Here is a 21,621-nt window from a genome sequence, read left to right as displayed (position 1 = left end):
CGGAGCGCGCGAGCGCGAGCCGTTTCAGAATAAGCGGAATGCATAGCCGGATACCTTCGATGCGTCGAGATAGCCCCAGTACCTGGAGTCGTTGGAATTCGGATGCACGCCGATCATGAAGTAAACATTGGGCGGGATTACCTCGTCTCGCTCGAACGCCTTGACGCTGCGCTTGTAGTACTGTGCGAGCGGGAAGCCCTTCGCAACCTGCTTTCCGTTGATGAACACGCCTTCGTCGCGAATCGTGAGGCGATCGCCTGGCGTGCCGGCAACCATCTTGAGGATGTACTGCTCTTTGAACCCAGCGAGCGCACCTTCAGGCCGCCAAAACAGCAGATCGCCGTCGTGCACGACACCGGGCTGGCGGTGGATCATCATCGCGAGATGCATGTCCGGCAGGCATCGCTCGCTTTGCGGATCGAAGCCGAACGTGATCGGCGGCTCGATCCAGAAGAACAGGACCAGTACCAGGATCGCGAAAAAAAACGCGGCGAACTTGCCGCGTTCACCTGGACGCGGAGTGTCCGCGTCGAGCATCTTGACGGTAGACATCACTTCGCTCCCTCAGTCGTGAGCGACGAGGCCGCGACGGCAGGCGCGGTGACGGTGGAGGGATGCTGGGCGGGCAGCTGGGCGGCCGCACGCAGGTCGTTGGTGATATCCAGTGTGTCTGCCGGCAATGCCGTGACGGTCATCTCCCCCTGATCATTCCGGCTGGTGTCGACAATGACAAAGCCCTGGGTGAGATAGCGTTGGATCACGCTGTTGATCGGGTCTGCGATGAGCGCCTTCATCTGCGTCGGAGTAGCAGTCGGATGGCTTAGGGCCGCCTCAAGGACGACGGCCCCCTTTTCTGCGATCGCGACCCGTGGGGCCGGCTTTGCGGTCTGGTGGCCGGCTTGATAGCCAATCGTGTAGACCGCGAACGAAAGAAGACATGCGACCGAGTAAGGGATCTTTCCGCCAGTCAGGAATCCTCTCATTTTTCCAGCTCCTTCAACTCCGTCATAATTTCGCGGAACGTCAATCCGTCGTGATTCGTGCACATTTCGAGGAAACTTCGCATCCATTCTTTGCGTCTCGCCTTCTTGTCTCCCATCACCTTTGTGACGGCTTCAATCGCGTCGACGCCTTCGTCCATCATCCGAAGGACATCGCCACGTTCGGCCCCCTCTGAGCTGAACAGCGCGTTCGTGAACTTGTCGACATATAGGCGCACCACCTCGTATGTGTCCTTGCCCATGATCAGAATCTCGCTCCAGAAGTGCTTTCTGGACTCGACGCTTTTCAGCAGCTTGTGGAAGTACGGATCGTCGGCAAAGGACGTGATGATCTTTTGATCGATCAAGGCGGTTATTTCCTCGGGCTTCTGGGCCATGATCATCTTCCAGGCAGACTGGCGGAGGATGACCTCGCCGGCCTTGAAACTTGCGAGCTTGAGAAGCGATTGCACAATTACCCATACGGAGACGGCGTCCTTGCGCCCTTTCAGGTAGAGCCCTTCAAAGGCTGACGCAGCTGACTCGACATCGAAGAGATCCTGTGCCTCATCAACGTAGATGCGCTTCCTTCCGGCGATGGCCTTGTTTCGAGTAATCAGTGTGTTGATGCAGCAGAACAACACCACACGTTTGAGGTGCTTGTCATCGCCGAGACCGGAGAGCTCGAAAACCGTGAACTGGGAGCGTGGATTGAGCGTGCTTTGGCCGCGAAAGTACGGTCCCCGAGTTGGCGAATCGACGAAGGCTCGAAGGCGTGGAATCAGATTGGCCGCCGCGACGTGCACCTGGTTCTGGATTTGGTTTTCGGCGGCCGACGAGACGATCGTTTCGAGGCAGGAAATGACGGTGAACACCTCCGCCTTGTCCGCTTTCTGACCCCACGCTGCCTTGACCGCTTCGCTCAGCGCGATGCGCGCAGCGGGGTCCGGGTCCTCTTCGTCGTAGGCCATCAACATGAGCAACGACGTGATGGTCTCTTGTTGTTCGTCGAACTCCTCGTCGGTCAGGTGTGAGAACGGAGTGAGCGACGGTCGCCATCCCTTGGAGCCCCCGAACTCGTTGTACTCGCCACCAACGGCTGCGCAGAACTTCATGCTGCTGCGCCCGTTGTCGAGCAAGACGATGTGGTCGCCTTCCGCAAGCTCCGCGACGATCCTCGCCTGAAGGCTAAAAGATTTGCCGGCGCCAGACTCGGCGGCCATCACGCCGTTGAAGTTCGAGTTGCTGACGTAGGAGTCGAAGTAGTGCATCGTCCCGCGACGGGTCGGATACGCCATCCCTGTCGACGCGAAGTCTGGGGTCACGTTGCCAAGGTAGTCGCCGTAGACAGGCAGCAATGAGCCTACTTCTGAGCTTGCCATCGGAGCTTCGCCGGCGATCTCGTCAGCGATTGTTGTCGAAAAGTTCAGCGGAAGCGATTGCGCAAGACGCACCAAACCAGTCCCGACGACGTCGCGGCCGTCGAAGCCAAGCTTGTCCAACGTGCCCTTAACTGAGGCGCCCGCGCGAATCGCGGCCTCGCGGGAGCGAGCGAACAGGAAGGCATTTGTCGAGACATGAACGAACTTCGTCCCGTCCTCGGCGCACTGTCTCTTGATTTCCTGAAGGTCAGCGAGAACGCGTTGTGTGTCTTCCACCCCGAGTTTGATCGGGAGTGGCTGATGCGTTTGTCGGGAGCGAATCGCGCTCTCTACGCGGGTCCATTCCCTGCGCTGATTGGCGACCCGGACCGTCGTGGTGATCATGTACGGTCCGTCAATTCTTTGTCCGCCGCCTTCTCGAACACTTCCCTTGTTGAAAGGCGCACCGCTGACCAGATTCATCATTCCGTGGAACGGCTCCTCCGGATAGCTCTTGACGGTGACGGTCGTGCAGAACGTGTCGTCGTTGATGACGCCGACGCGAGGATCCCGGAAGTCGAAGGTCTGGTCAGGGCCGAAGATTTGATAGCGAAGATCCAGAGTCTCATCGAGTACCGGTATCGTCGCAGGCTGATAGATGTTGGTGATCTGCCGGTAGACGCCGACCAGCTGATTGATGTTGATTTGTTCGACGTCATGGAATCCGCAGCCCCGAAGGCTCGTGAAAAACTCTTGCTGCAGGCTCGACGAACTTTCGATGGCATCGTCATCGGCCTTTCGATGAGGTACTGCCAACGAGATATAGACGGTTCGCTTGTTGATGCCCGGCAGGTCGGGCAATTCACCGCTGCTGAGTCCGCGCCGATAGAGTGCAGCTTGGCGACGCACCAGATCTTGGACAACGTGGCCGCCGAGCGCTTTGCCCTTGAGATACGCTTCCGGCGCGTCATGGTCGGGATAAACGAGCAGGCTCACCTGGATCACCGAGTGATCGGGCACGGCCTTGAATACGTTCTGGACAACGGTGCTGAACTCGCCCCCGCCACCTGAAAGCGGGCTCATCCGGTATACGGCACCAACGAAGGGCCGTTCGGGGCCCGGTGCCTTCGCGATCACGAGATCGGTATCGGACGTGTACGTCTCGAGGTTGATCAGATTGCTCGCCGGTGATCTGCGGACTTTCGGGGTGATGGCGGTCAAGGTGGACTCTCTTTCTGCTTGGGCGGGATGGGGCGCGCGTAGCGCGCGCCCCGGACCTCAACGGGGCGGTTTGCTTAATGCGCGAGGCCGAAGTCGGTCGCGGTGTTGCTCGACGTCGGTGCCGGGCCGTTTGCCGTCGCGACCGTCTGGACAATGCTCGGGCCGATCAGGGCGGTCGCGAGAATGCCCAGCACGACTGCCAGGTTCCGATAGCCTTGACCGTGTGCCAGTTGCCAGATCGTCACGAGCAGAACGAGCAGGATTGCGAACATCACGTACGTGCTGGCCAACATCTCCTTGATCGTGGTCTGAATCGCGTCCCAGGCGCTGCCAGTGAGGGCGGTACCGCCGTTCAATGCACCGATCGAGATGAGCATGACGCCCATCGCGACGACCATCACCATCGCCGGTTTGGACGACCAAGTGGGTGCGGCGGTCATTGTCGAAGCTGCTTTCTGTTTCATTGGTTTCCTCGTTTTACTGTGGCATGGACATTGGCATCGAAATGCCAGCGGGGTTTTCACCACCCGACGGCGAACCGCCGGGTTGAATGAAATCGGTGGTCGCGGGCGTCGGTGCACTCGGCGCGCTTTGCGCGGAAGCAACGGCGGCCGCGGATGCATCTTGTGCGGCGTCGGCAACCTTGTGGGGGTAGGCACCGCCCGCCGCACGACTCGGGTTGCCGCCGTCAAAGCCGGACCAGCGTGACGGTGTGATTTCCTTGAGCACGGTGAGGTTGCTGGTCCACATGTCGTTTTCGTCGACGAATCGCTTGATCCAGGTGCGCTGGATCACCGGCCCCATACGGACCGGCATGTCGGGTTGGGCCGCCGTGGGCAGAGCTGCTGCGCCCTGCGATGTAGTGCCGCCAGAACCGAGCTGAACCGGTTGTCCGGCGCCCGTGAGCAGCGGCGGGACGGTAAGGTCCGGCCGGCTCGGCGGGGCGATATCGGTGGCCTTGTCGTATTCGCTGAATTTCAGCGCTGTATCAAAGCGGCTGTCAGGGAGGCGTCCGTTGGTGGAGGCCTCCACTGCGCGGAAGCTGTGGCAATAGATGCTGGTGGGGTCTTGCTTCCGATTGCAGTCGTACGTGTTGCTTCCAATCGGGTTGAACGCTGACGAGCAAGCCGCAAGCGAGACGGTGATGGCCGGCAGCATGACCGAGCCGAAGAGTCTAAGGTGGCGGTTCATCATTGTTCCTTGGGAGGCGTCGTACGCTTCAGGGTGAGCGCTTGCTTGAGAATCCATGTCACTCGCGTGCCCGCCGTCACTTCGATGACCGGGAACGTTTCCTTTGCGAAGTTGAGGTAGAACTGCGAGAGCTCGGTTGCAGCCTTGTTCACGCCCGTGCCCACAGAGGTCCCGAGCAGAAAGCTCGGACTGGGATAGGTATAGGCGCCGGTCGTGCCGCTTCCGACGTTGCTGTTGTAGCTGGAGACAGCAGTGGGTGCGAGCGCCGACCCGAGACCCGCTGCCATACCCGTTAGTGCTGCCTGCATCAGCATGGAGCCTTGCTTGTTGACGACTTTCCCTGCGAGGCCGAGGTTGCCGTCGACGTCGAGGCCATATGCCTTGATTTCGCCCTCGTAGATTTCCCCGTTCTTGAAGATGCAGCTGATCTTGTCCGAGATCGTGTATGCACGCTCGGCTGAAAGGACGGCCGTCGCGGAGCCACCAATGAAGCAGTTCTCGAGATCGGACGCCTTCCAGGAGTTCGGCATGATCGTCGCTCCCTTGACACGCGATACGAACGGCGCGCCGACGTCGATCGCCGCGGTCACTGAGCCAGCGGCGCCGCCGTTCGATCCGCTTTGGCGGGCATTGAAGCCGGACAGCATGACGGCCTCGATCCCGGAGTAGATCGGAAAGGTGGGGGCCGGGCGGGAGTCCGCCGCGCTTGCCTTCGTCGGGGCAGGTTTGTCGATGACGAGCGTCGGGCGCACCGGTGCGGGGGGCGCGGAGGGCAACGGCGGAGCCACGCCGTTGGGGTCACCGATCGGCGCTGCATTGCCGTTCGCCGCCTTCGTCGCGTGGTTGCCAGGTTGGTCGAAGCTCACGGCGTCCGGCAGATCCTTTCCCAAGGCAGTAGCGGCCTGGTTGTCCGCTGCTGACCCGCCAGAAGCGGGGACCGGCGTGCTCGCCGGCGTCCACGACGTGGTGAGGTTGGCACCAACCGGTGCGCCACCGGTTTTCCCGTCGCCCATTGTCTTCTTCAAATCGCCGACCATTTCTTTGAGCGCCGCGACCTGAGCGGCCATGTCCTCGAGCCCTTGATTCCGGCTCGATGTCGGCAGAATGCCCACGGCCCCAGCGAACCCCGCAGCCGGCGCCGCGGGCTGTCCCGGTTGAGCTGCAGCGACCGGGGCGGGAATTTGCTGTCCCGGAAGCGCAGCTACCGGCGCGTCGGCCTTCGGCTCGCGGGTGAAATGCTGGTACAGAATGAAGGCAGTCCCGGTGACGGCGACGGTGATCAGCAGGTAGCGGAATTTGGGCTCCATGTCCCGCCATTCCTGCACACGATCGTCCAACCATTTAATTTGAATCGCCATTACCGTTCCTCACGCTTGCGCGCCATCACAATCACCAGCGTCTTTTCGCCGGGCATCAGGACGGGTTTCGGGAAAATCGAAACGGCGATGACTTCCGGCCCGTCGAATTCTTCTTCGCGAAGCACGACCCGACTTTGGGTCGGATTGCGCACCGTATAGACGTAGAGATCACCTTCCTGGCTGCTGTAGCGTGTATCGACCGTTGCGGAAAGACCGTTCATAGCGATCGGCGGCAACTGGATGTCGACCTGTGAGAACCCGTCCGGCGCCTTGCCCAAGGCGATCGCTGCCATGAGATCCTGGATATGGGACGTGTATTCGCTGCTGGTGGACGTCTTCGGCCGACGGCCGGACACGATGCCGGTGTCGTCGGTAACGATGATTGTTTGTGCGGGGATCTTCTTCGGAACGATGTCGAGCCCGAGCGACGAGCCACCATCGGGCGGCTCGACGTACAAATGGCGAGCCTGCGCGTCCGGATTCGTCCAGTAGACGTACACGTTGTTGCTCGACTCGCGCTTGTCGACCTGCACGTCGCTCGTGCGCACGATGTACGGATTCTTGAACGGCAGCAAAATCCGGTTCGGCTCGTCGGCGCTCAGATAGACCGTTTTGTTACCCGTGTTCGTCCACGAGATTTTTTGCCCATTCGAGGGATCCGGAACGCCGATCCCTTCACCCGGTACGGTCAGCACGCCGGGCAAGACTATTTCCTTCGCAGCAGTGTTCTTGAGCGCGATCGCCGGATCGACTTTCAGCGGGTCACGAGTCCGCTTGTTGTGGGTGCGAGGCTTGGACTTCTTCACCGGCGACGCAGCGGTAGTCTGGGCATCGGACGCGGCGACTGTTCCGAAGTCAACGGAAGGTGGTGCGCTGTCTGCAAGCGCGACCGTCGACAAAGTCGATCCGAGATAGACCGCCAAACAGGCGGAGAGGTAGCGGGTTTTCATCGGTATCACTTCTTCTGTTGGGCTTTAATCCAATCGGAGTTGTGTGCTTTGTCGCCGGGGTAGGCGATCACGTCGACCATGGTCATCCGATAGTTGCCGAATCGGACGGGATATTCGAAGACCCACGGCTCGCCGGTGTCTCGTGCTGCGTTGACGGTATGGACATCGCCTTGCACGAACACACGTCCAAGCTTTTCGTCCGCATCGAACCGCTTCAGCACGAAGTAGTAGCTTCCGAGCTCGCGCTGCGCTTTGAGCGTTTCAATCTTCTGGTCGATCGCCAAGCTGACCTTGGTATAGGCCTCCGGCGAAAGGAACGGCTGAATGAATCGCTTGGTCGATTCACCGTTGCTGGGGTTTACGGAGGCCAGGGCGTTGGTGACGGCGAACGCGTACGCCTGCATCGCGCCAACGTCCATACCGTTGCGTTCGATCTTTGCGCCGTCCGGCATACCCGGGACCTGCATCTGGAGGATGACAGTCTGAAAGACAACCTTCACGGCGAGTAGAAGAAGGGCAACGCCGAGGCAGGCGACCCCGATCGACAGGTAGCGATTGAGCTGCTTGTATTCGGCAACCGACTTATCTCTTGCTGTTCTATTCATGGGAGCCTTCCTCTTCCTTCAAATGACGGCGCAGAACTGCGTCGACCAGCAGCTTGGATCGCGGGTTGATCACGGTCGCGTCGCCGATATACAGCGTTCGCTGAGATTTGAATCCCCTCTTCCCGTACCTGGCCAACCCAAACCGGTACAGAAACGCTCGAACAAATCCGTCAAGCTTCGCGCTCCGCCACTCGATGTACTTCTTGTTGATGTGATAGCCGGCGAATGGGATGCCGAGATAGGCGAACGTCCCGAGAAACTTGCCCGCGACAAATGCGACGAGCACGGAGACGATCAGGATGTAGGTGTCTTTGAACTGGACACCGAGAAACGCAGCGTCGGCGCCACCGTATCTGGGGATGCGGAACTTAATCGACATGACGGCTCCCTCTGTCCCAACAGATCAGATGCTTTTGCCATTCGGGAGACGTAGCGAATTCGCGCGTCGGAACGCAGGTCTTTTCGCCGACCACAATCACCTTCGGCCAGTTCAAGCTCGGGCGCGATGCACGCTTCGCGTGGTGCCCGGCGCGCCGGGCGCGTTGCGCACGCTTCGCTTGCTCGGCCGCGACCATCGCCTCGCGGGTGTTCCACAGCGCGGCCTCTTCCTTCTCGCTGAATAGGTCGTAGTTCGGCCGGGGGGCTTTCCCAAGCATGAAGCGCTGCGGCCGTCGGCCATCGTCCGGGATGTCCTTCGAATATACGTAGTCCCCGCCTTGTGGCGATTCGATAACAGCGCCGCCTTCGACATATGGCGCGTGCGGTGCGAACGCAACGCCGTTGGTCGACGGCAGTGCGTGCACCGAAGACGCGACGAGTGACGCGAGCGCGAGGACGAAAATAGATGTCTTCATGCCTAAATTTTAATCAGTAGAAGAAGGGGAGACAATTAATATTTGCTCCCGTAGGCGGAGTAGTACAACTTCGACGCGTAGTCTCGTGCCGACGGGAGCTTCGACGTCTGCGCGAAGAACTTGAGCGCCTGCGAGAGACTCATCTCGCCGGCGACCTTCGAGAACTCGCCGGGGTCTTCGCTGCTTCCGTGTGCGACCACGAAAGACGGTGCCGCTCGTACTCCATACCGGCGCGTGAGGACCGGGTCGACGATCCAGCGTGCCGGTTGCTTGCCGCAGCAAGCCCGATTGATCTCGGCCGCATACTGCTGCGTGCTAGTCAGTGTTGACTCCCCTCCCCCAAACCCGGTCAGCACGACCACGGCACGGGCCTGGCTGGCTTCTCGTGCGAGTTCGATCACCGATTGCAGGGGCATGCGCGTCGAGACGAATACGTAGGTATTCCACGGCGCGGCGATCGTCTCGCTGAGCGAGGGCTCGGCTTGAGCGGCCGCGGCGGCGAAGAACGTGAGCGCGATCAGCGATCGATTCATGACTTTCTCCATTACTGAATGGTCTTCGTCGCGCAACAGTCCTTGCGCTGGAAGATGATGTAGCCGTACTCCTTGTCCTGAGGACGAGCGGCGCCAATCTCTTGGAAGGCCAGAGGCCGGCCGATCGGCGTGCACTTGTTGTCGGGGAACGGGAAGACACGGTTCGTCTTGTACTGGCGCTTGTCCATCACAAGCTGTGGGATGCCGAGTGCGCCACACGATTGAAGCGCGTCGTTGCCGGCTGTCGCCTGCGCCGCGCCCGCGGCATGCAACTTGGCGAAAAGACGCGCGATCATCAGATGCGAGACCTGTTCGGGCGTGTTGGCGATGGCCACGTTGCCGTTGAGCGGGTACATCGGTCCCCATGCACCCGCGACCCAGAACAGGATTTCCAACGGGAAGCCGAATGTCGCCGAGATCGCGTCAGGAAGTTCGGCGGCGATGCTCGGGATGCCAGCGAAGGGATAGGCGTACGGCGTGAGCATCAAAGAGAGGGCATCGTCGTTCCATGTCGGATCGGCCCAGCTCAGGAACGGAACATCGAACGCCCGGTTGTCCAGGCACGGGTTGTTCACGACTACGCCAAGCGCCGACATGATCGGGTTGACGTATTCGTTGACCTGCATGAACGCGGCCTTCCGCTTTCCGCCAATCGCGGCGTTCGTTGTCGTTTGGGCGCCGTATTCCGCGGCGTTGTAGGGCGTCTTGATATCGATGCCGCCCAAAAGGGGCATGCATCCCGGCTTCGTCGTCGTGTCGACCATATAGCGTGGCTCCCAGAACGAAACTGGCGTTCCGACGGCCAGGTTGTTTGCGCAGACGCACACCGGAAAGTGACTCGCGCCGGTGTCGTAGTCGTCGCCGGACACGCCCATGTTGATGAACCCGCCCATGATCGAAATCGGGAAGATGCAGTCGTAGCAAACGTCGGTGATGAGGTTCGGGAAGCTGCCGTTGCAGAGCGCTTGGGCGCGGGCACCGCCGGAAAGGGTGAATGCCACCACGGTGGTGGCCAAGAGGTGGAGGAAGCGTTTCAATTTGCACCCTCCATCCCGAACTGCACCGCCAACTTGTCGCCCTGTTGGAAGATCGCGGCCGGCACGGTGTTGATCTGGATGTTGTAGAGCTTGGCGAGCGTGCTGATGATCATTCGGCGCTGGTCGAAATAGAACGGCACGCCGGTACCGCCGTGCCATGGGACGTTTGCGTACCTGACGCGTAGTGCGTAAGGTGAGCCGGCTGTGAGGACGATCTTTAGCCGCTCGGCCTGGCTGCGCCTCACCGCATACTCGACCTGGCGAGCATCGGTGCCGTCGATGAACAGGAGGCCGTTGGTCAACGGCATCACCTTCAGTGGCTCGACGAGCGTGCCGCGCCGGACAATGACCTTGCCGGTCTGGTCGCGGTAGTCCTGGGGAATGATGAACCGTAGATCGCGCATCTCGGTCCGCGCGCCGTAGTTTGTGGCGATGCCGAGCGACGAAGGATTCTTGATGCTCGCGATTGTCCGGTCACGGTAGTTTTTCCAGAATGCATCGAGCTCGCCGCTTTGTTGCTTTCGACGCATGATGTCCTTGATCTGGTCAGCCGCGTCTTGATCGAGGGCGTAGGTCTGCGCCTTCGTACCAAGGTCTTCGGCGTGTGTCGAGGCGACTTGCAGCGCTAGCGCAAGTCCGAGCAGAAGTTTCGGGATATTGGTCATTAGTCCACTACCATCTTCGGGCGAGAGGGAACGGCAGGCGAAGGGGTCGCACGGGTCGCGACCGGCAGAACGGCAATCGGACCCTGGCGGGTTAGGCGCTCGAGAGACGCGCGAACGAGATTCGCGTAGCCGAGCCGGGCACGCTCCTTGTTTGGCGCGATTCCGGCGCCATAGGCGCCGACAGCGCGCCATGTCGGACCGAACATCCTGATCATGTCGGCGAGCACGAACGCTCCCACGTTGATGTTCGTGCAGCCATCGTAGAGATCGTCGCGGTCGATTCCGTACTTCCTGAGCCACTTCAGATGCACCGGCATGATTTGCATCACGCCGATTGCGCCGGATTCGGTATTCGTCACCCACGGTCGGAAGCGGGACTCGACGTGACCGATGGCGCGGAGCAAGTCGACGCTGATATTTCTCCGGCGTGCGGCGTTCTCGAAGCACGCATTCAAGTCGACGGCGTGCGCCGTCGAGCAAGCGAGTAGCAGTACTAAAAGTACAGTCGCAAGTCGGGAGGTCATGTATCGCGCCGGAGAGTGCGCCGCGCAATCGACCGGGTCACGGTGGCGACGCCAAGCGCAACCTCGGCGGCAACTGCAGCGAACACCAGGTAGAAAGCGACGGCGATTACGAGCGGTGCCATCGGTCCGAGATCGCCGGCCGTGAAAATGATGAATGCCGCCGTCGCGAGTAGCGTGAATGCGGTCACGTGGATGCCAGTATGTCGGCCGCGTGCCCCGAGAAATACGAGCATTTTCCGCGCCATGTTATTTCGATGCCGTCAGGTTGGAATGGGACTTCGCGAGCTGGGCCTCGATGCGGGGGGCGGGAACGAGGCCCGGGATCAGGGTGCCGTCCTCGAATACCAGCGCGGGAGTGCCGGCAATGTTCCATTGGCGGCCGAATTCCAGATTGCGCGCGAGTGGGTTGTCGCAGGTCGGGCGCGTCGGTTGATTGTGCTTGCGAAGGTAGTCCTGCCAAGCGTCCAGCAATTGCGGCTCGCGGGTGACCAACGTCAGGTCCTGGTACGCGCGCCATGCAGTCGCCCGGTCCTTCTGGCACCAGATGCCTTCCGAGACTTCTGCAGCATTTTGATGGCCGGCGAGCGGGAAGGGAAAGATGTAGACGCTGACGTCGGAGAGTTTCGTCAGTGTGCCCTCGAGCTTACGGCAGTACGGGCAGTCGGGATCGGAGAAGATGAAGAGGCGCCGAGAACCGTTGCCGAACTTGATTGCGTCTTTCAGATTCAGCTGCGTGACATCGACGCGGGGAGGATTGGCGTCGCGAATCGCCTGGGTCAGTGAGCGGTGCTGATTGAGATCGACCACTTCTCCGGAGATAAGTACCGACAGGTCATCCCGCACGAAGAAGACATCGCTTCCCTTGGCGACCGACCAGAAGCCGGGGAACGCGCGCTCGATCTTGGCGCCCTGCGCTGCCGGAAACCGCTTGACGAGCTCTTCGGGGAAGTCAGCGTGTGCCAGCGAGGCGATGCCGGCGAGGGCGAGTGTGAGAGTGAGTTTGGCAAGGCGACGCATGGATCCTCTTTCAATTGTTCGAGCGCTGAATGAGACGGATACGGACCTCGGGCAGCTCAGGTTTGTACTGCACGATGAATTCGAGCAGCGAATTCACGTTCACCCAGCTTCGCGCGCGCTTGCGTTGAGTGAAGAGAACGTGTTCGACGCTCGATCGGACAAAAATGGTGCGGAGGATGAATCCACCCTCCACTTCTTCGATGATGAAATCCTTGATCGTCCCAGCGATCGCGGCTTCCTTCAGGTCTTGCTCAACAATGGCTTTCATTCCCAGCTCCAGTCGTGAATACCGAAATGATACCGAACGGAGCCTGCCGGGCCTGACGGCTCCCCTTCTGGATGACCTTTCTTGGCATCGCGCCGCGCAAGGCAATCGACAGGGAGAGCGCAAAACATCAAAACATCGATATTGAGGTTATGCAAAGTAGTTGTTGAACACAACCCCGCTGTACACGAGAGCCACGACGCTCAGAACCAGGGTGAACTCGATTTCGTAGAGTCCTTTGTGCTTGCGCCAGAAGAGGAAGCCATACAGAAGCATGGAGAGACAGAACAGTTTGAAGGCGGAGACTACTGAGCCGAAGCTGACCCACTGGACGAGCCAGTTGATCATTTTGTTAGCTTCGCCGCGGGTGTGCGGTGCGTTCAGCGTGCTGTGCCAGTCCAAGATCTGGAGTATCGCGACGAAGCCGAGCAGGGTCGGTGTGCGGTATCTCGAGAGGATGGAGGTGCAGTGGTCGATCCTCATGTTTTCCCCGTTCCGGCCTGGTCGGGTTATAAAGTTGTATCAGGCCGCGAGGTGAGTATAATTTAATTCGCACCGTCATGCATCTGTCGCCGTTGCGCTTCGGCAACCGTTGAAAGCGTTCGTTCGAGTGAGTACGCCGAGGGAGTTTCGGTGGCGCAAAGCGTGTGTAGGAGCCGGGAAGCCGTCGCTTGAACCATCGATGCGCCAGGTCGAGCGCCGGCGGAACGGAGAGAAGAAATAGAATCAGCCGGGGTTAATCGATGAAACTGGAAGATATCCGGTACGTGAATTTCGCAGAGCCGGATCGGCAACGCGTGCAGGACCGAGCGATCGATGAAGTGAAGAAGGATCCGGGAAAGTTCTTGGAAGCGTACAAGTCCGACGCGCGGTCATTTGAAGGGCGGTATGTTGCAGCGGATCTGTTCAAGGAAACGTTTTCGGAGTTCAGCGCCTCACGCGAAGCCCGCAATCGTTACAATAATCCCGTCCACAATTCGGCTGCAGTGCTGTCGTCCGCGCTGTTCAGCGAGAACCTCGCGGCACCGCGGGTAAGTGATCGGGATAAGGTGTATTTCCTGACAGGTTCGCCTGGCGCGGGGAAGACGTCGATGGTCCTCAAGTCTGGCGAATTGCCGCGCGACGCGGTGATGGTGTTTGAGGGCCAGATGTCGAATTTTGAGACGAGCCGCGACAAGATCCAACAGGTCCTTGATGCGGGCTATCAGGCGCATATCATCGTAGTGCATGCCCGCGTCGAGAACGCGCTCGATAACACGCTGCAGCGGTTTTACGAGGAAGGCCGCGGTTCGAGCATTTCCACGATCGCCAACATCGTCGGCAGGCTTCCGGAATCGCTCGAGCAGCTTAACAAGGTCTTCGGCCAGAGCCTGCTTCTCGACGTGGTCGACGTCAGAGACCGCGCGAACCCCGTTCAGCTGCAAGGATTTGAGAACGTCGAAGTACTGAAATCGGAAGGCAACTATGAGCACATCCAACAACGACTCCAACAACGTGTCGAAGACCAACGCGAATTCGGACGAATCGACGAAGACGCCTATCGACAAGCCCTCGGACTCGCGCCGCGAGATCGCATCGGAATGGATCAAGCGGGGCATGAACGGGATCAAGGAGATGCACGAGAGCGAGTCGGCGCGGCGGGAAGTGGCGGACAAGCTGTTCTGAACGACTCTCCCTCCCCTGAGCAGAAGGGTCACGTGCCGCCCGGCCTGCGGGTCACCGAATCAGCGAGCCTAGGCCCCGACGTTGTCGTCCAGGGCAAGGTGGTCGATGTTTCGGAGAAGCACGTGCTGGTGCAAACGAGCCGGACCGACGCGGTTCGTTTTGGGAAGGATGAGCTGAGCGGGAATGTCCACCACGGGCAAAACGTACAGCTGAACTTTCAGCCCAACGAGCAGACGCGCAAATCCGAGCACGCACAAGAAATCAAGAGGCCGGCCGTCAACGAGAAAGGTCGCGGGATAGCCGATACCTGATCGACAGGCATTCGCCCGGTCCTGAGCGATCGGGCGATAGCAATACGGGGAAAACATGCTTCGCTTCGAAATCGACGGGAAAACCTACGCGGAAGACGATCCTGGGTTGCAGAGTGCGCTCGGGAAAATTCACGGTACAGCGATTCGCCCGCTCTGCCTTTGCGTCCATCCGCGGCCCGGCATTCCGATGTACGTCTCAAAGGTGCAGGGACAATACCTGATCAAGCGAATGCCCGACTCGGGTCCGCTGCATTCGACCGATCCGAATTGCCCGTCATACGAAGCGCCCGCGCAGCTTAGCGGCCTCGGCGAAGTGATGGGCCACGCGATCAAGGAGGACGTCGACGAGGGGACGACGAGCCTGCGGTTGGATTTTGCGCTGAACAAGATTGCCGGCCGAGCGCCGCCGACGCCGACCGATTCCGAGCAGGACAGCGTCAAAGGCGAAACGTCGAAATTGACCATTCGATCCCTTCTACATTACCTCTGGGATGAGGCTCGCCTGACCCACTGGCACCCCGGTATGGAAGGGCGGCGTAGCTGGGCGACTGTCCACAAGTACCTGTTGCTGGCGGCGCAAGGGAAGTTCACGAAGGGGATGCATTTGCCGTCCACTTTGTACGTGCCCGAACCGTTCTACGTCCCTCGGAAGCACGAGATCGAGCAGCGGCGCAGCGCGCTGCTGGCCGCCGCGGAGAGGGGCCGCGCCGGGCAGAAGCTGTTCATCGCGATCGGCGAGGTCAAGGCAGTGACTGCAGCCAGGTATGGACACAAGATCGAACTCAAGCATGCGCCGGGGTTCTTTTTCATGATGAGCGCCGACCTGAACAAGCGCCTGAAGGTGTTCGAGGCGGAGAAAAGTCTCTGGAATGCGTATCCCGATATTCACCTGATCATGATCGCGACATTCTCTGTCGACAGCGCGGGGGTCGCCGAGCTCGAGGAGATGGCGCTGATGGTCGTGAACGAACAGTGGATTCCGTTTTCGACCGTCGAGGAGAAGGGGTTTCTCGAAACGCTGGTCGCTGGCCGCCGGAGATTCGCGAAGGGCCTGCGCTACAATCTGCCCTCGACGCGTCCGTTGGCGTCCGTGATCCTTAACGACACGGAGGAGAAGCATACGGCCGTGTATTTGGTCCCAGGAAACGCGTCTGAGGCGTACAAAGTCGCGCTTGCAGAGCTGTTGGAGGATCGGCGGATGAATCATCTGCAGTGGGCGTCAGGCAACGCGATGCCGACTCTGCCACCTCCGGTTGCTCGCACCGTGCCAGAAGCGGCCTAACGCGGCCAGGAGCCTTTCGCATGCGAAAGGCTCTTTCCTTGGTTGTTGCATCCGCGAGCGCTCACCACCTCCCCTTCCTCAATGTTGCTCACGTCTGTGCTGCATTCGCCAGCTGCGCGCGCCGTGATGCTCTACCTGTTGCCGTCGATCGCCGGTGCCGCAGTTCTTCAGCGGTTCGCGCGCGGCGGTGCTCTTTCCGCCTTACTTTGCCTGCCGGCGACGATCGCGCACGAGCTCCTGCACTTTGTGGTCGGCCACCTCGTGTGTGCCCGCCCGACAAAGCTTTCCGTTTGGCCACATCGAGCACCAGGCGGGGTGTACGTCTATGGGATGGTCGAGTTTGAGAATGTGCGCTGGTGGAATGCCGCGCCCGCGGCGCTGGCACCGATCCTAGGCCTCCCTATTGCAGTGGTAGCAGCGTGGTGGCGGGTCCGAACGTCAATCGGGACAGGTGCTTGGGACTTTTTGATATGGCTCGCAATCGCCCAGGTGCTCGCGGGCTCTCCGCCATCGGGAACTGACTGGCGCCTTGCGGGACGGTCCTGGCCGTTACTCGCGGTAGGCAGTGTTGCAGCGGTCGTCTACTTTTGCTGCTCGATGCTGCTGCAGCGTTGAGGCCGCGCGCGCGGGCTGCCGCCTCAGGGCGGGCTGCGGCGAGTTGGTTAAAGAATGCGACCAACCTGCTGCGTCGGAAGGGACTTTAAGCAATCGAGCCCGCTTCAGAGGTTCGATATCCAGGTTTGCCGATCCGATCCTGTCCGAGCAGTGGCCCCCAAAGTCGCGTCGTGCGGCGTGGGGGCGAATCACAAGTGCCCGTTAGTTTGCGATGCCCGCGGCCTTCAGCTGCTGACCCACCTGTTCAGCGAACATCGCATGCAGTCGCGACGTCGGGTTGAACAGGTCGGCGTACATGTACGACTGGTCGGCGCCGGCGGCAATGTAGGTTTGCGGGGAACAGAAAAGAGCCGAGCCAAAAGCTTGCGGACTGGCTACGCCGGCCTTCGCGGCATTGGCGATCATCGAATCGATGTTGCACGCAGTTCCCGTGTTCCCGACCGCGAACCCTTTCGATTGGTAGCTTGCAAGTACGCCATCTTGCCAGCCGGCCAGGTCGACGACCGTCAGTTTGCTTGCGGGGATACCCAGCGACTGGATGGACTGGGCAACAATCGCGTTGTACACGGTGCTCAGTCCACTGAGCAGCTGCTGCGCGGACGCGCCGGATCGAACGGCATACGGTGTTTGGCCGAGATCCTGCACATTCACCAGCACGACATGCGTTGCGCCTGCTGCAACGATCTGCTGCACGGTGCCGGCGAGCGCCTGCGCGATCGGCGCGAGGGCCGCGGCAGCTTCTTTCTGGACGGCGGTTGCCGGGTCCGTTCCAGCGGCGACGTCGGTGGCGATCGCCATTTGCAGCGCGGGTGCGAGTGCCAGAATGTCGTTCATCCCGCCGTTGACCAGCACAAGTTGGCCGCCATTGAAGCTGCGATGAGCCGTGAGATAGTTCTGCAGCTGTTGAGTGACGGGCGTCGTGGTCGCTTGCGAGTAGTCTGCGTTCGGCGTCCCAGCGGCGGCATGGCCGATACCGATCGGCTCTTGGACACGGGCGCCCCCTTGAGCGTACCCGAGGCCAGTCGCTGCCGTGAGCGGCACGCCGAATCCGCCCTGATATGCCGGGGCCAGCGTACCGCCGTATGTGGCGGCAACCTTCTGCGCCCACACGTCGCCAGGGTTCGTGGTGTACTTGCCCCCGCCGAAGCCGAGGAGAATGTTCGGTGCGTACGTGCCAACGTCGGAAAGTTCGTCGCCGAAGGCGACGACCTGCAGCTTTGCGCTTGCTTGCGAATTGTCGGAAGAGGTGCCAGTCGGTGCCCCGCTGTCGCCGCCACCGCCGCCGCATGCGGCGAGAGTCGACAGGATCGCCGCTGCAGCAACGCTCGCAGTCATGCGCTTGATCGACGTGGTGACGACGGGATTGGTCTCGTTGCGTTTCATTGTTGTGGTTCCTCGTAGTGGTTCTTCGTTTGTCGTTCGCCCGGGGCATGTGCTCGAGATACTCAGCGGCCCGGGACGTTGCCCGTTGGATTAGGCCGGCCGAGCCGGCTGTACCGCTGGGCATGACTTTATTATATCAAAACATCGATTTTGATGTTTTGATTATGGAGCGCTTGCACTCGGAGGTGGCGTGCGTTTCGTCGCCGGCGGAACGCGCTCGGCGATCTCTAAACATCGACCTGCGTCGCGAGTCACTTGTGGTTCGTCGATCCACCATCGACAGCACTCTCACGGCGTAGGCCAGCGCGGTACGCGAGCCATACAATCGTGGCATAGGCGAGCATTGTCGGGCCTAGCCAGTAGTTCTCGCCCATGATTCCCCGCTTGATCGTCCCGTTTGACACGGCGAAGCCGCAAGCCCATGTGGCCCACGTAAGCAGGACATTCGCTGCGCTACCCCCCATCAGCGCAAAGAGATATCGCAAACCTTGGGTCCCGAGGGTCGATCCCGGTCGCGTACGCGCGAGCAAGAGGAAAGCGATGCCGATGCCGGCGACGAAGAAGGCGAGCACGTTGATCTCGCCTTCCATCGTTCCGGCCTTCCACGCAGGTGCGATCGTGAGAAGGCCGATGGCTTCTAGCAAGAAAAGACCGAACGCCGCATACCAGCATTGCCTAGCGGTGGGTCTACGGATCATGGGCGGGGACTCACAGTTCGGCGAATCGGGCTTCCGTGACACCGGAGAGAAGCCGGAAGAACTCAGCGCGGTTCCCGCTCGTCAATTTTTCAGCGGGGGACACGGCACTGAGGGTTCGCGTCGCGTCCGCAGGTGTCTGCGCCGACGTGAACGGGGCTCTCGAGGCGGCGAAGTAGACCTTCCCGCTCGCAACCGCCGCGTCGAGCACATCTCTTACTTCGAGATAGCGAGGTTTGCGCGCCGCGGTCAAGAAGACCCCGTCGAAGACCGTAGCGTTTCCGGAGCTCGAATGCGCCAGTGCGGAAAGCAGCGGCAAGTTCGTGTCGGGGCCGTCGCTTTGCGTGTATGACGCGTCCTTTGACGTCGGACTCGCAAAGAGCGTGACGGTTGCGATATTCGGATCGTTGATCGCGTCGATCAACCCCTGGGCATTTTGCCCGGTGTTCCCGTTGTTCCAGCGAGTTGCGGCCATGTTCGAATGTCCTCGTAGTTCGGAATGTTGTGGGTCTACTGCGTAAATGCATTAAGCGGGCGAGCGGTCGCCGCAGCCCAGGAAGAAAATCAACGCCGCGTCATGCCTCGCCAGAGGCGTTGCAGCGGCGAGGGTCACCCCGGCGAGCCGATACGCTTGGCTCGGGCCGCCAAATACGAGGGAAATCGATGCGGCGAAGCCAACGACGAAGCCGACCGCTGCCGCCACCCTTCCCCACCGAATTGCCGCCGCCCCCAGGTCTGCCAAAAGTTCATAATGTCTTCCGAGAATTGCGGTTGGATGGGTAACTGAATCCTGGTCTACCGATCCGCCGATAGCTGAACATATCGGTTCCATGCTCCACAACTTGAGCCGTTCGATCGGTAGATTTGTAATTTTATTCAGTATTCTGCGTGGTGGGGATGTGACGCGACCGGTGCCGCCAGGTCGGCGCCACGGGGCTACGGTGTCGAGTAACGCTGGCTCAGCGACGTCGACCGGATTGGTCGAACATAGAAAACTGGCGCCGGATGTAGCTGGCGATTGGGACGCGGCCGAGCTCGTCGAGCTCGCAGAAGAAATAGACGGCCGCGTGCATTATCGAAAGCAGCACGGGAGTCAGAAGTAATGCATCGAGATGCCCCCCACCGCCGATTCGCGCGACACCCACGGCCCGGCAAGTGAGTGCACCGTACACGTCACCGGGCAATATCGTGATCAGCGTGGCACTGAACACGGCAGCTGCAGGAATCTGTCGACATTGGCCACGGCCGCGGCGCAGCCAGGTCACGAAGCAAAGGAGATAGATGCCTGGCACGACGTGCACGGCTTTGCTGTCGCAGAAGGAAAATGTCGCGGAGATCGCAAGGGAGCCGGCGAACAGCAACCAGGTCCATACGTCGAGTGACCTTAGCAGTCGCGGGAGATATCCGATTGCGAGCGCGAGGGGAAGACACGCCCCTATGAGGTCGAGGGAAATGGCGTTCATGCGCGGTTGATTCGCGACGCGAAGGCGCGCACGAGGGGCTTATTTGCGGGCGGAATCGTCACGCTGTCGGGTCTAACGCTCGATTCGCCCGAGTTTCACGAGGCGTGACTTAATTGCTCCGGGCGTGCGCCCGTGCTTCCGCGCGAGTTCCTTCGGGGTGACGCCGGCGTCGAAGTCTGCCAGCAAGCGGACGTCCTCTTCCGGCGGCCATGCGTGCCCAGCGTTCGACGGCCTGGGGTTCGCTTCTGCATTCGGCTGGCCAGGTGCAGCTGTCGTGCGAAGGGCGTTTGCTGCTTCGAACAGCGCACGAATTACCGCCGGATCGTTGAGCGGCCCGTGCTCGGACAGAATCTCACCGGTGAGCGGATCAATACCCTTCGCGAGACATTCGACGATTTCGAGGGCGGTCATGGTGCCAAGTTGGTTCATACTGATTGGCCGCAGCACTGTGCCGCGGCCGTGTTGGACGGGAATTACAGCGAGGGAGCCTGTTTCGCCTTGAAATGCGCTTCCGCTCGACGGCCAACGATCATCGCGAGCGCGACGCCGATCGCCAATACGACGCCAGCTCGAGCGAGATTATAGGGAGTCGCTGTTGTCGACCAGCCAAGCGTGCGATTGAAGATGAGGTCGCAGGCGATCCCCCAAATAACGAAGAAGGCGATTGCGCGACGAAGTCCGTATCGGGAGGCCTTGATGTCGAGCGGATTTCGAGATTTTTTGAGTATCAATTTGGATCTCCTTAGGTGACGGGGCTGTTCCCCCGATGACTGATCTTTCACATTCTGGTGCCGCTTAGACCCGACCCGATCGGGGCATGCCGCTCACGCCTTTCCGCGCGTGGATGCGCGGCTGCGAGGTTGGCCGAAGACGCTGATCAACATGCATAGAGCGATCGAGGTGACCGACACAACGATCACGAAGGAATCGGACATGAAGATGTTCGCAATATCCGCTAGTGCAGGGTTTGGCGCCGAGAGAAAGGCGGTACTTCCGGAAATCGAGGTCAGCATGCGTGGCACGACAAGCATGAGGATGCAGCAGACGCCCTGAAGTTTGGCATGTTCATCCGCCGTGATTGCGACGACCGTGAGCATGACAAGGGCCACCAACGGCAAACCGAGAGCCAGCGGCATGTCGGCCACCAGGGCGAGGAGGCATAGAAGGAGGGTCATCCCCGCTGCGACGTATTGCATATCCCGTTCTCTCAGGTCGGCTATCGGCCGACGTCCGATGCATCTGCGTGCGATTTTGGTCTCGGGTCAGTTCACGTTTGAAGACGTGATTGCCATCTCGTTTTTCGACATTCGCCAAATATAGTACCGCAGCGGTACTATGTCAATGAATCGACGATGGTACCAATGACGTCCAGCGGAAGAACAACGCCGCGCGCCGTCAGTTCGGCAGGCAAGACGCGCAGCATCATGTAGCGTCGGACGGAAACAGGGATGCGTTCTAGCGAGTATCCCGATTCGGCCATCTTGGCAGGCCAGTTGTGTCGATACGCAGTGCCACATGCCTCATTGATCTCCGCCAATGTTTGCTTGAGCGGCTTGCCAGCGGCCGCCTCGATTGCGAGCCAGCGCTGGAAGAGACCTAGGGTGTGTTCGGCTAGTACCATACCGGGACTATACCATTCCACATCG

At 60.3% G+C, this 21,621-nt stretch carries 28 protein-coding genes; 2 read left to right on the top strand and 26 right to left on the bottom strand.

The window, feature by feature from the left end:
* Positions 1-24 precede the first annotated feature (24 nt).
* The 18 genes from lepB to DIE12_RS32130 all read right to left on the bottom strand — a co-directional run bounded on the left by lepB (position 25) and on the right by DIE12_RS32130 (position 13,044).
* Entirely contained in the window at positions 25-552 is a 528-nt protein-coding gene (gene lepB, locus DIE12_RS32215; protein ID WP_124551487.1) for a signal peptidase I, read from the bottom strand.
* On the bottom strand, positions 552-983 hold the full coding sequence (locus DIE12_RS32210) for a hypothetical protein (protein WP_124551486.1): 432 nt from the start codon (positions 981-983) through the stop codon (positions 552-554). The genes lepB and DIE12_RS32210 overlap by 1 nt, the downstream gene beginning before the upstream one ends.
* The gene (locus DIE12_RS32205) at positions 980-3,562 is read right to left on the bottom strand and encodes a TraC family protein (RefSeq protein WP_124551485.1); all 2,583 of its coding nucleotides are present in this window, start codon (positions 3,560-3,562) and stop codon (positions 980-982) included. Before DIE12_RS32205 ends, DIE12_RS32210 begins: the two co-directional genes overlap by 4 nt.
* A gap of 74 nt (positions 3,563-3,636) precedes the next feature.
* Positions 3,637-4,026 carry a hypothetical protein gene (locus DIE12_RS32200; RefSeq protein ID WP_124551484.1) on the bottom strand — a complete coding sequence of 130 codons (390 nt, stop codon included), beginning with the start codon at positions 4,024-4,026 and terminating at the stop codon, positions 3,637-3,639.
* Between the two features lie 13 nt (positions 4,027-4,039).
* On the bottom strand, positions 4,040-4,753 hold the full coding sequence (locus DIE12_RS32195) for a TraV family lipoprotein (RefSeq protein ID WP_124551483.1): 714 nt from the start codon (positions 4,751-4,753) through the stop codon (positions 4,040-4,042).
* The gene (locus DIE12_RS32190; protein WP_124551482.1) at positions 4,753-6,111 is read right to left on the bottom strand and encodes a TraB/VirB10 family protein; all 1,359 of its coding nucleotides are present in this window, start codon (positions 6,109-6,111) and stop codon (positions 4,753-4,755) included. Before DIE12_RS32190 ends, DIE12_RS32195 begins: the two co-directional genes overlap by 1 nt.
* Positions 6,111-7,061: a type-F conjugative transfer system secretin TraK gene (locus tag DIE12_RS32185; RefSeq protein WP_124551481.1), complete on the bottom strand. Its 951-nt coding sequence runs from the start codon at positions 7,059-7,061 to the stop codon at positions 6,111-6,113. Before DIE12_RS32185 ends, DIE12_RS32190 begins: the two co-directional genes overlap by 1 nt.
* Positions 7,062-7,066: 5 nt before the next feature.
* Complete coding sequence (locus DIE12_RS32180) at positions 7,067-7,666, bottom strand: TraE/TraK family type IV conjugative transfer system protein (RefSeq protein ID WP_124551480.1); 600 nt, start codon at positions 7,664-7,666, stop codon at positions 7,067-7,069.
* On the bottom strand, positions 7,659-8,045 hold the full coding sequence (locus tag DIE12_RS32175; protein WP_124551479.1) for a hypothetical protein: 387 nt from the start codon (positions 8,043-8,045) through the stop codon (positions 7,659-7,661). The genes DIE12_RS32180 and DIE12_RS32175 overlap by 8 nt, the downstream gene beginning before the upstream one ends.
* The gene (locus DIE12_RS32170; RefSeq protein WP_124551478.1) at positions 8,035-8,520 is read right to left on the bottom strand and encodes a hypothetical protein; all 486 of its coding nucleotides are present in this window, start codon (positions 8,518-8,520) and stop codon (positions 8,035-8,037) included. Before DIE12_RS32170 ends, DIE12_RS32175 begins: the two co-directional genes overlap by 11 nt.
* Before the next feature lie 35 nt (positions 8,521-8,555).
* Positions 8,556-9,053, bottom strand: coding sequence for a TrbC family F-type conjugative pilus assembly protein (locus DIE12_RS32165; protein ID WP_124551477.1), 498 nt, complete (start codon positions 9,051-9,053; stop codon positions 8,556-8,558).
* A gap of 11 nt (positions 9,054-9,064) precedes the next feature.
* Positions 9,065-10,090: a TraU family protein gene (locus tag DIE12_RS32160; RefSeq protein ID WP_124551476.1), complete on the bottom strand. Its 1,026-nt coding sequence runs from the start codon at positions 10,088-10,090 to the stop codon at positions 9,065-9,067.
* Complete coding sequence (locus tag DIE12_RS32155; RefSeq protein ID WP_124551475.1) at positions 10,087-10,755, bottom strand: conjugal transfer protein; 669 nt, start codon at positions 10,753-10,755, stop codon at positions 10,087-10,089. The genes DIE12_RS32160 and DIE12_RS32155 overlap by 4 nt, the downstream gene beginning before the upstream one ends.
* Positions 10,755-11,279: a lytic transglycosylase domain-containing protein gene (locus DIE12_RS32150; RefSeq protein WP_124551474.1), complete on the bottom strand. Its 525-nt coding sequence runs from the start codon at positions 11,277-11,279 to the stop codon at positions 10,755-10,757. Before DIE12_RS32150 ends, DIE12_RS32155 begins: the two co-directional genes overlap by 1 nt.
* Positions 11,276-11,512, bottom strand: a complete 237-nt coding sequence (locus DIE12_RS32145) for a hypothetical protein (RefSeq protein WP_124551473.1) — start codon at positions 11,510-11,512, stop codon at positions 11,276-11,278. The genes DIE12_RS32150 and DIE12_RS32145 overlap by 4 nt, the downstream gene beginning before the upstream one ends.
* A 13-nt stretch (positions 11,513-11,525) precedes the next feature.
* Positions 11,526-12,296 (bottom strand): DsbC family protein, encoded by a 771-nt coding sequence (locus DIE12_RS32140; protein ID WP_124551472.1) that lies wholly within the window; start codon positions 12,294-12,296, stop codon positions 11,526-11,528.
* 10 nt (positions 12,297-12,306) lie between these two features.
* Complete coding sequence (locus DIE12_RS32135; RefSeq protein WP_049096374.1) at positions 12,307-12,564, bottom strand: hypothetical protein; 258 nt, start codon at positions 12,562-12,564, stop codon at positions 12,307-12,309.
* Between the two features lie 147 nt (positions 12,565-12,711).
* Positions 12,712-13,044 (bottom strand): DUF5658 family protein, encoded by a 333-nt coding sequence (locus DIE12_RS32130; protein ID WP_124551471.1) that lies wholly within the window; start codon positions 13,042-13,044, stop codon positions 12,712-12,714.
* Between the two features lie 260 nt (positions 13,045-13,304).
* Between DIE12_RS32130 and DIE12_RS32120 the strand changes: the two genes are divergently transcribed.
* Both DIE12_RS32120 and DIE12_RS32115 read left to right on the top strand, forming a co-directional pair.
* A complete protein-coding gene (locus DIE12_RS32120; protein ID WP_260429059.1) occupies positions 13,305-14,537 on the top strand; it encodes a zeta toxin family protein in 1,233 nt (410 codons plus the stop codon).
* A gap of 55 nt (positions 14,538-14,592) precedes the next feature.
* Positions 14,593-15,819 (top strand): DUF1173 domain-containing protein, encoded by a 1,227-nt coding sequence (locus tag DIE12_RS32115; RefSeq protein WP_124551470.1) that lies wholly within the window; start codon positions 14,593-14,595, stop codon positions 15,817-15,819.
* Between the two features lie 816 nt (positions 15,820-16,635).
* Here DIE12_RS32115 and DIE12_RS32105 read toward each other — a convergent pair.
* The 8 genes from DIE12_RS32105 to DIE12_RS32070 all read right to left on the bottom strand — a co-directional run bounded on the left by DIE12_RS32105 (position 16,636) and on the right by DIE12_RS32070 (position 21,596).
* Complete coding sequence (locus DIE12_RS32105) at positions 16,636-17,817, bottom strand: SGNH/GDSL hydrolase family protein (protein ID WP_124551469.1); 1,182 nt, start codon at positions 17,815-17,817, stop codon at positions 16,636-16,638.
* 251 nt (positions 17,818-18,068) lie between these two features.
* Positions 18,069-18,515: a hypothetical protein gene (locus DIE12_RS32100; RefSeq protein ID WP_124551468.1), complete on the bottom strand. Its 447-nt coding sequence runs from the start codon at positions 18,513-18,515 to the stop codon at positions 18,069-18,071.
* Between the two features lie 10 nt (positions 18,516-18,525).
* On the bottom strand, positions 18,526-18,987 hold the full coding sequence (locus DIE12_RS32095) for a hypothetical protein (RefSeq protein ID WP_124551467.1): 462 nt from the start codon (positions 18,985-18,987) through the stop codon (positions 18,526-18,528).
* Positions 18,988-19,471: 484 nt separating this feature from the next.
* On the bottom strand, positions 19,472-19,975 hold the full coding sequence (locus DIE12_RS32090) for a hypothetical protein (RefSeq protein WP_124551466.1): 504 nt from the start codon (positions 19,973-19,975) through the stop codon (positions 19,472-19,474).
* 72 nt (positions 19,976-20,047) lie between these two features.
* The gene (locus DIE12_RS32085) at positions 20,048-20,386 is read right to left on the bottom strand and encodes a hypothetical protein (RefSeq protein ID WP_124551465.1); all 339 of its coding nucleotides are present in this window, start codon (positions 20,384-20,386) and stop codon (positions 20,048-20,050) included.
* A 62-nt stretch (positions 20,387-20,448) separates the two neighbouring features.
* Positions 20,449-20,706 carry a hypothetical protein gene (locus DIE12_RS32080; protein ID WP_124551464.1) on the bottom strand — a complete coding sequence of 86 codons (258 nt, stop codon included), beginning with the start codon at positions 20,704-20,706 and terminating at the stop codon, positions 20,449-20,451.
* 93 nt (positions 20,707-20,799) lie between these two features.
* The gene (locus DIE12_RS32075) at positions 20,800-21,150 is read right to left on the bottom strand and encodes a hypothetical protein (protein ID WP_185641252.1); all 351 of its coding nucleotides are present in this window, start codon (positions 21,148-21,150) and stop codon (positions 20,800-20,802) included.
* Between the two features lie 158 nt (positions 21,151-21,308).
* On the bottom strand, positions 21,309-21,596 hold the full coding sequence (locus DIE12_RS32070) for a hypothetical protein (RefSeq protein ID WP_124551462.1): 288 nt from the start codon (positions 21,594-21,596) through the stop codon (positions 21,309-21,311).
* Positions 21,597-21,621: the final 25 nt, after the last annotated feature.

Origin of the sequence: Burkholderia sp. Bp9015, from assembly GCF_003853505.1 — a bacterium.
Classification (GTDB): domain Bacteria; phylum Pseudomonadota; class Gammaproteobacteria; order Burkholderiales; family Burkholderiaceae; genus Burkholderia.
This window is presented reverse-complemented; position numbering and strand designations above follow the sequence as displayed.

What these genes read in the sequence shown, in the direction of transcription:
- DIE12_RS32095 (WP_124551467.1), bottom strand. Translation starts at nt 18,987, where the DNA reads ATGGCCGCAACTCGCTGGAACAACGGGAACACCGGGCAAAATGCCCAG.
- DIE12_RS32170 (WP_124551478.1), bottom strand. Translation starts at nt 8,520, where the DNA reads ATGAAGACATCTATTTTCGTCCTCGCGCTCGCGTCACTCGTCGCGTCT.
- DIE12_RS32105 (WP_124551469.1), bottom strand. Translation starts at nt 17,817, where the DNA reads ATGAAACGCAACGAGACCAATCCCGTCGTCACCACGTCGATCAAGCGC.
- DIE12_RS32130 (WP_124551471.1), bottom strand. Translation starts at nt 13,044, where the DNA reads ATGAGGATCGACCACTGCACCTCCATCCTCTCGAGATACCGCACACCG.
- DIE12_RS32135 (WP_049096374.1), bottom strand. Translation starts at nt 12,564, where the DNA reads ATGAAAGCCATTGTTGAGCAAGACCTGAAGGAAGCCGCGATCGCTGGG.
- DIE12_RS32180 (WP_124551480.1), bottom strand. Translation starts at nt 7,666, where the DNA reads ATGAATAGAACAGCAAGAGATAAGTCGGTTGCCGAATACAAGCAGCTC.
- DIE12_RS32090 (WP_124551466.1), bottom strand. Translation starts at nt 19,975, where the DNA reads ATGAACGCCATTTCCCTCGACCTCATAGGGGCGTGTCTTCCCCTCGCG.
- DIE12_RS32165 (WP_124551477.1), bottom strand. Translation starts at nt 9,053, where the DNA reads ATGAATCGATCGCTGATCGCGCTCACGTTCTTCGCCGCCGCGGCCGCT.
- DIE12_RS32145 (WP_124551473.1), bottom strand. Translation starts at nt 11,512, where the DNA reads ATGCTCGTATTTCTCGGGGCACGCGGCCGACATACTGGCATCCACGTG.
- DIE12_RS32175 (WP_124551479.1), bottom strand. Translation starts at nt 8,045, where the DNA reads ATGTCGATTAAGTTCCGCATCCCCAGATACGGTGGCGCCGACGCTGCG.
- DIE12_RS32070 (WP_124551462.1), bottom strand. Translation starts at nt 21,596, where the DNA reads ATGGTACTAGCCGAACACACCCTAGGTCTCTTCCAGCGCTGGCTCGCA.
- DIE12_RS32155 (WP_124551475.1), bottom strand. Translation starts at nt 10,755, where the DNA reads ATGACCAATATCCCGAAACTTCTGCTCGGACTTGCGCTAGCGCTGCAA.
- DIE12_RS32075 (WP_185641252.1), bottom strand. Translation starts at nt 21,150, where the DNA reads ATGACCCTCCTTCTATGCCTCCTCGCCCTGGTGGCCGACATGCCGCTG.
- DIE12_RS32195 (WP_124551483.1), bottom strand. Translation starts at nt 4,753, where the DNA reads ATGAACCGCCACCTTAGACTCTTCGGCTCGGTCATGCTGCCGGCCATC.
- DIE12_RS32210 (WP_124551486.1), bottom strand. Translation starts at nt 983, where the DNA reads ATGAGAGGATTCCTGACTGGCGGAAAGATCCCTTACTCGGTCGCATGT.
- DIE12_RS32185 (WP_124551481.1), bottom strand. Translation starts at nt 7,061, where the DNA reads ATGAAAACCCGCTACCTCTCCGCCTGTTTGGCGGTCTATCTCGGATCG.
- DIE12_RS32190 (WP_124551482.1), bottom strand. Translation starts at nt 6,111, where the DNA reads ATGGCGATTCAAATTAAATGGTTGGACGATCGTGTGCAGGAATGGCGG.
- DIE12_RS32085 (WP_124551465.1), bottom strand. Translation starts at nt 20,386, where the DNA reads ATGACCGCCCTCGAAATCGTCGAATGTCTCGCGAAGGGTATTGATCCG.
- DIE12_RS32150 (WP_124551474.1), bottom strand. Translation starts at nt 11,279, where the DNA reads ATGACCTCCCGACTTGCGACTGTACTTTTAGTACTGCTACTCGCTTGC.
- DIE12_RS32120 (WP_260429059.1), top strand. Translation starts at nt 13,305, where the DNA reads ATGAAACTGGAAGATATCCGGTACGTGAATTTCGCAGAGCCGGATCGG.
- DIE12_RS32200 (WP_124551484.1), bottom strand. Translation starts at nt 4,026, where the DNA reads ATGAAACAGAAAGCAGCTTCGACAATGACCGCCGCACCCACTTGGTCG.
- lepB (WP_124551487.1), bottom strand. Translation starts at nt 552, where the DNA reads ATGTCTACCGTCAAGATGCTCGACGCGGACACTCCGCGTCCAGGTGAA.
- DIE12_RS32100 (WP_124551468.1), bottom strand. Translation starts at nt 18,515, where the DNA reads ATGATCCGTAGACCCACCGCTAGGCAATGCTGGTATGCGGCGTTCGGT.
- DIE12_RS32140 (WP_124551472.1), bottom strand. Translation starts at nt 12,296, where the DNA reads ATGCGTCGCCTTGCCAAACTCACTCTCACACTCGCCCTCGCCGGCATC.
- DIE12_RS32115 (WP_124551470.1), top strand. Translation starts at nt 14,593, where the DNA reads ATGCTTCGCTTCGAAATCGACGGGAAAACCTACGCGGAAGACGATCCT.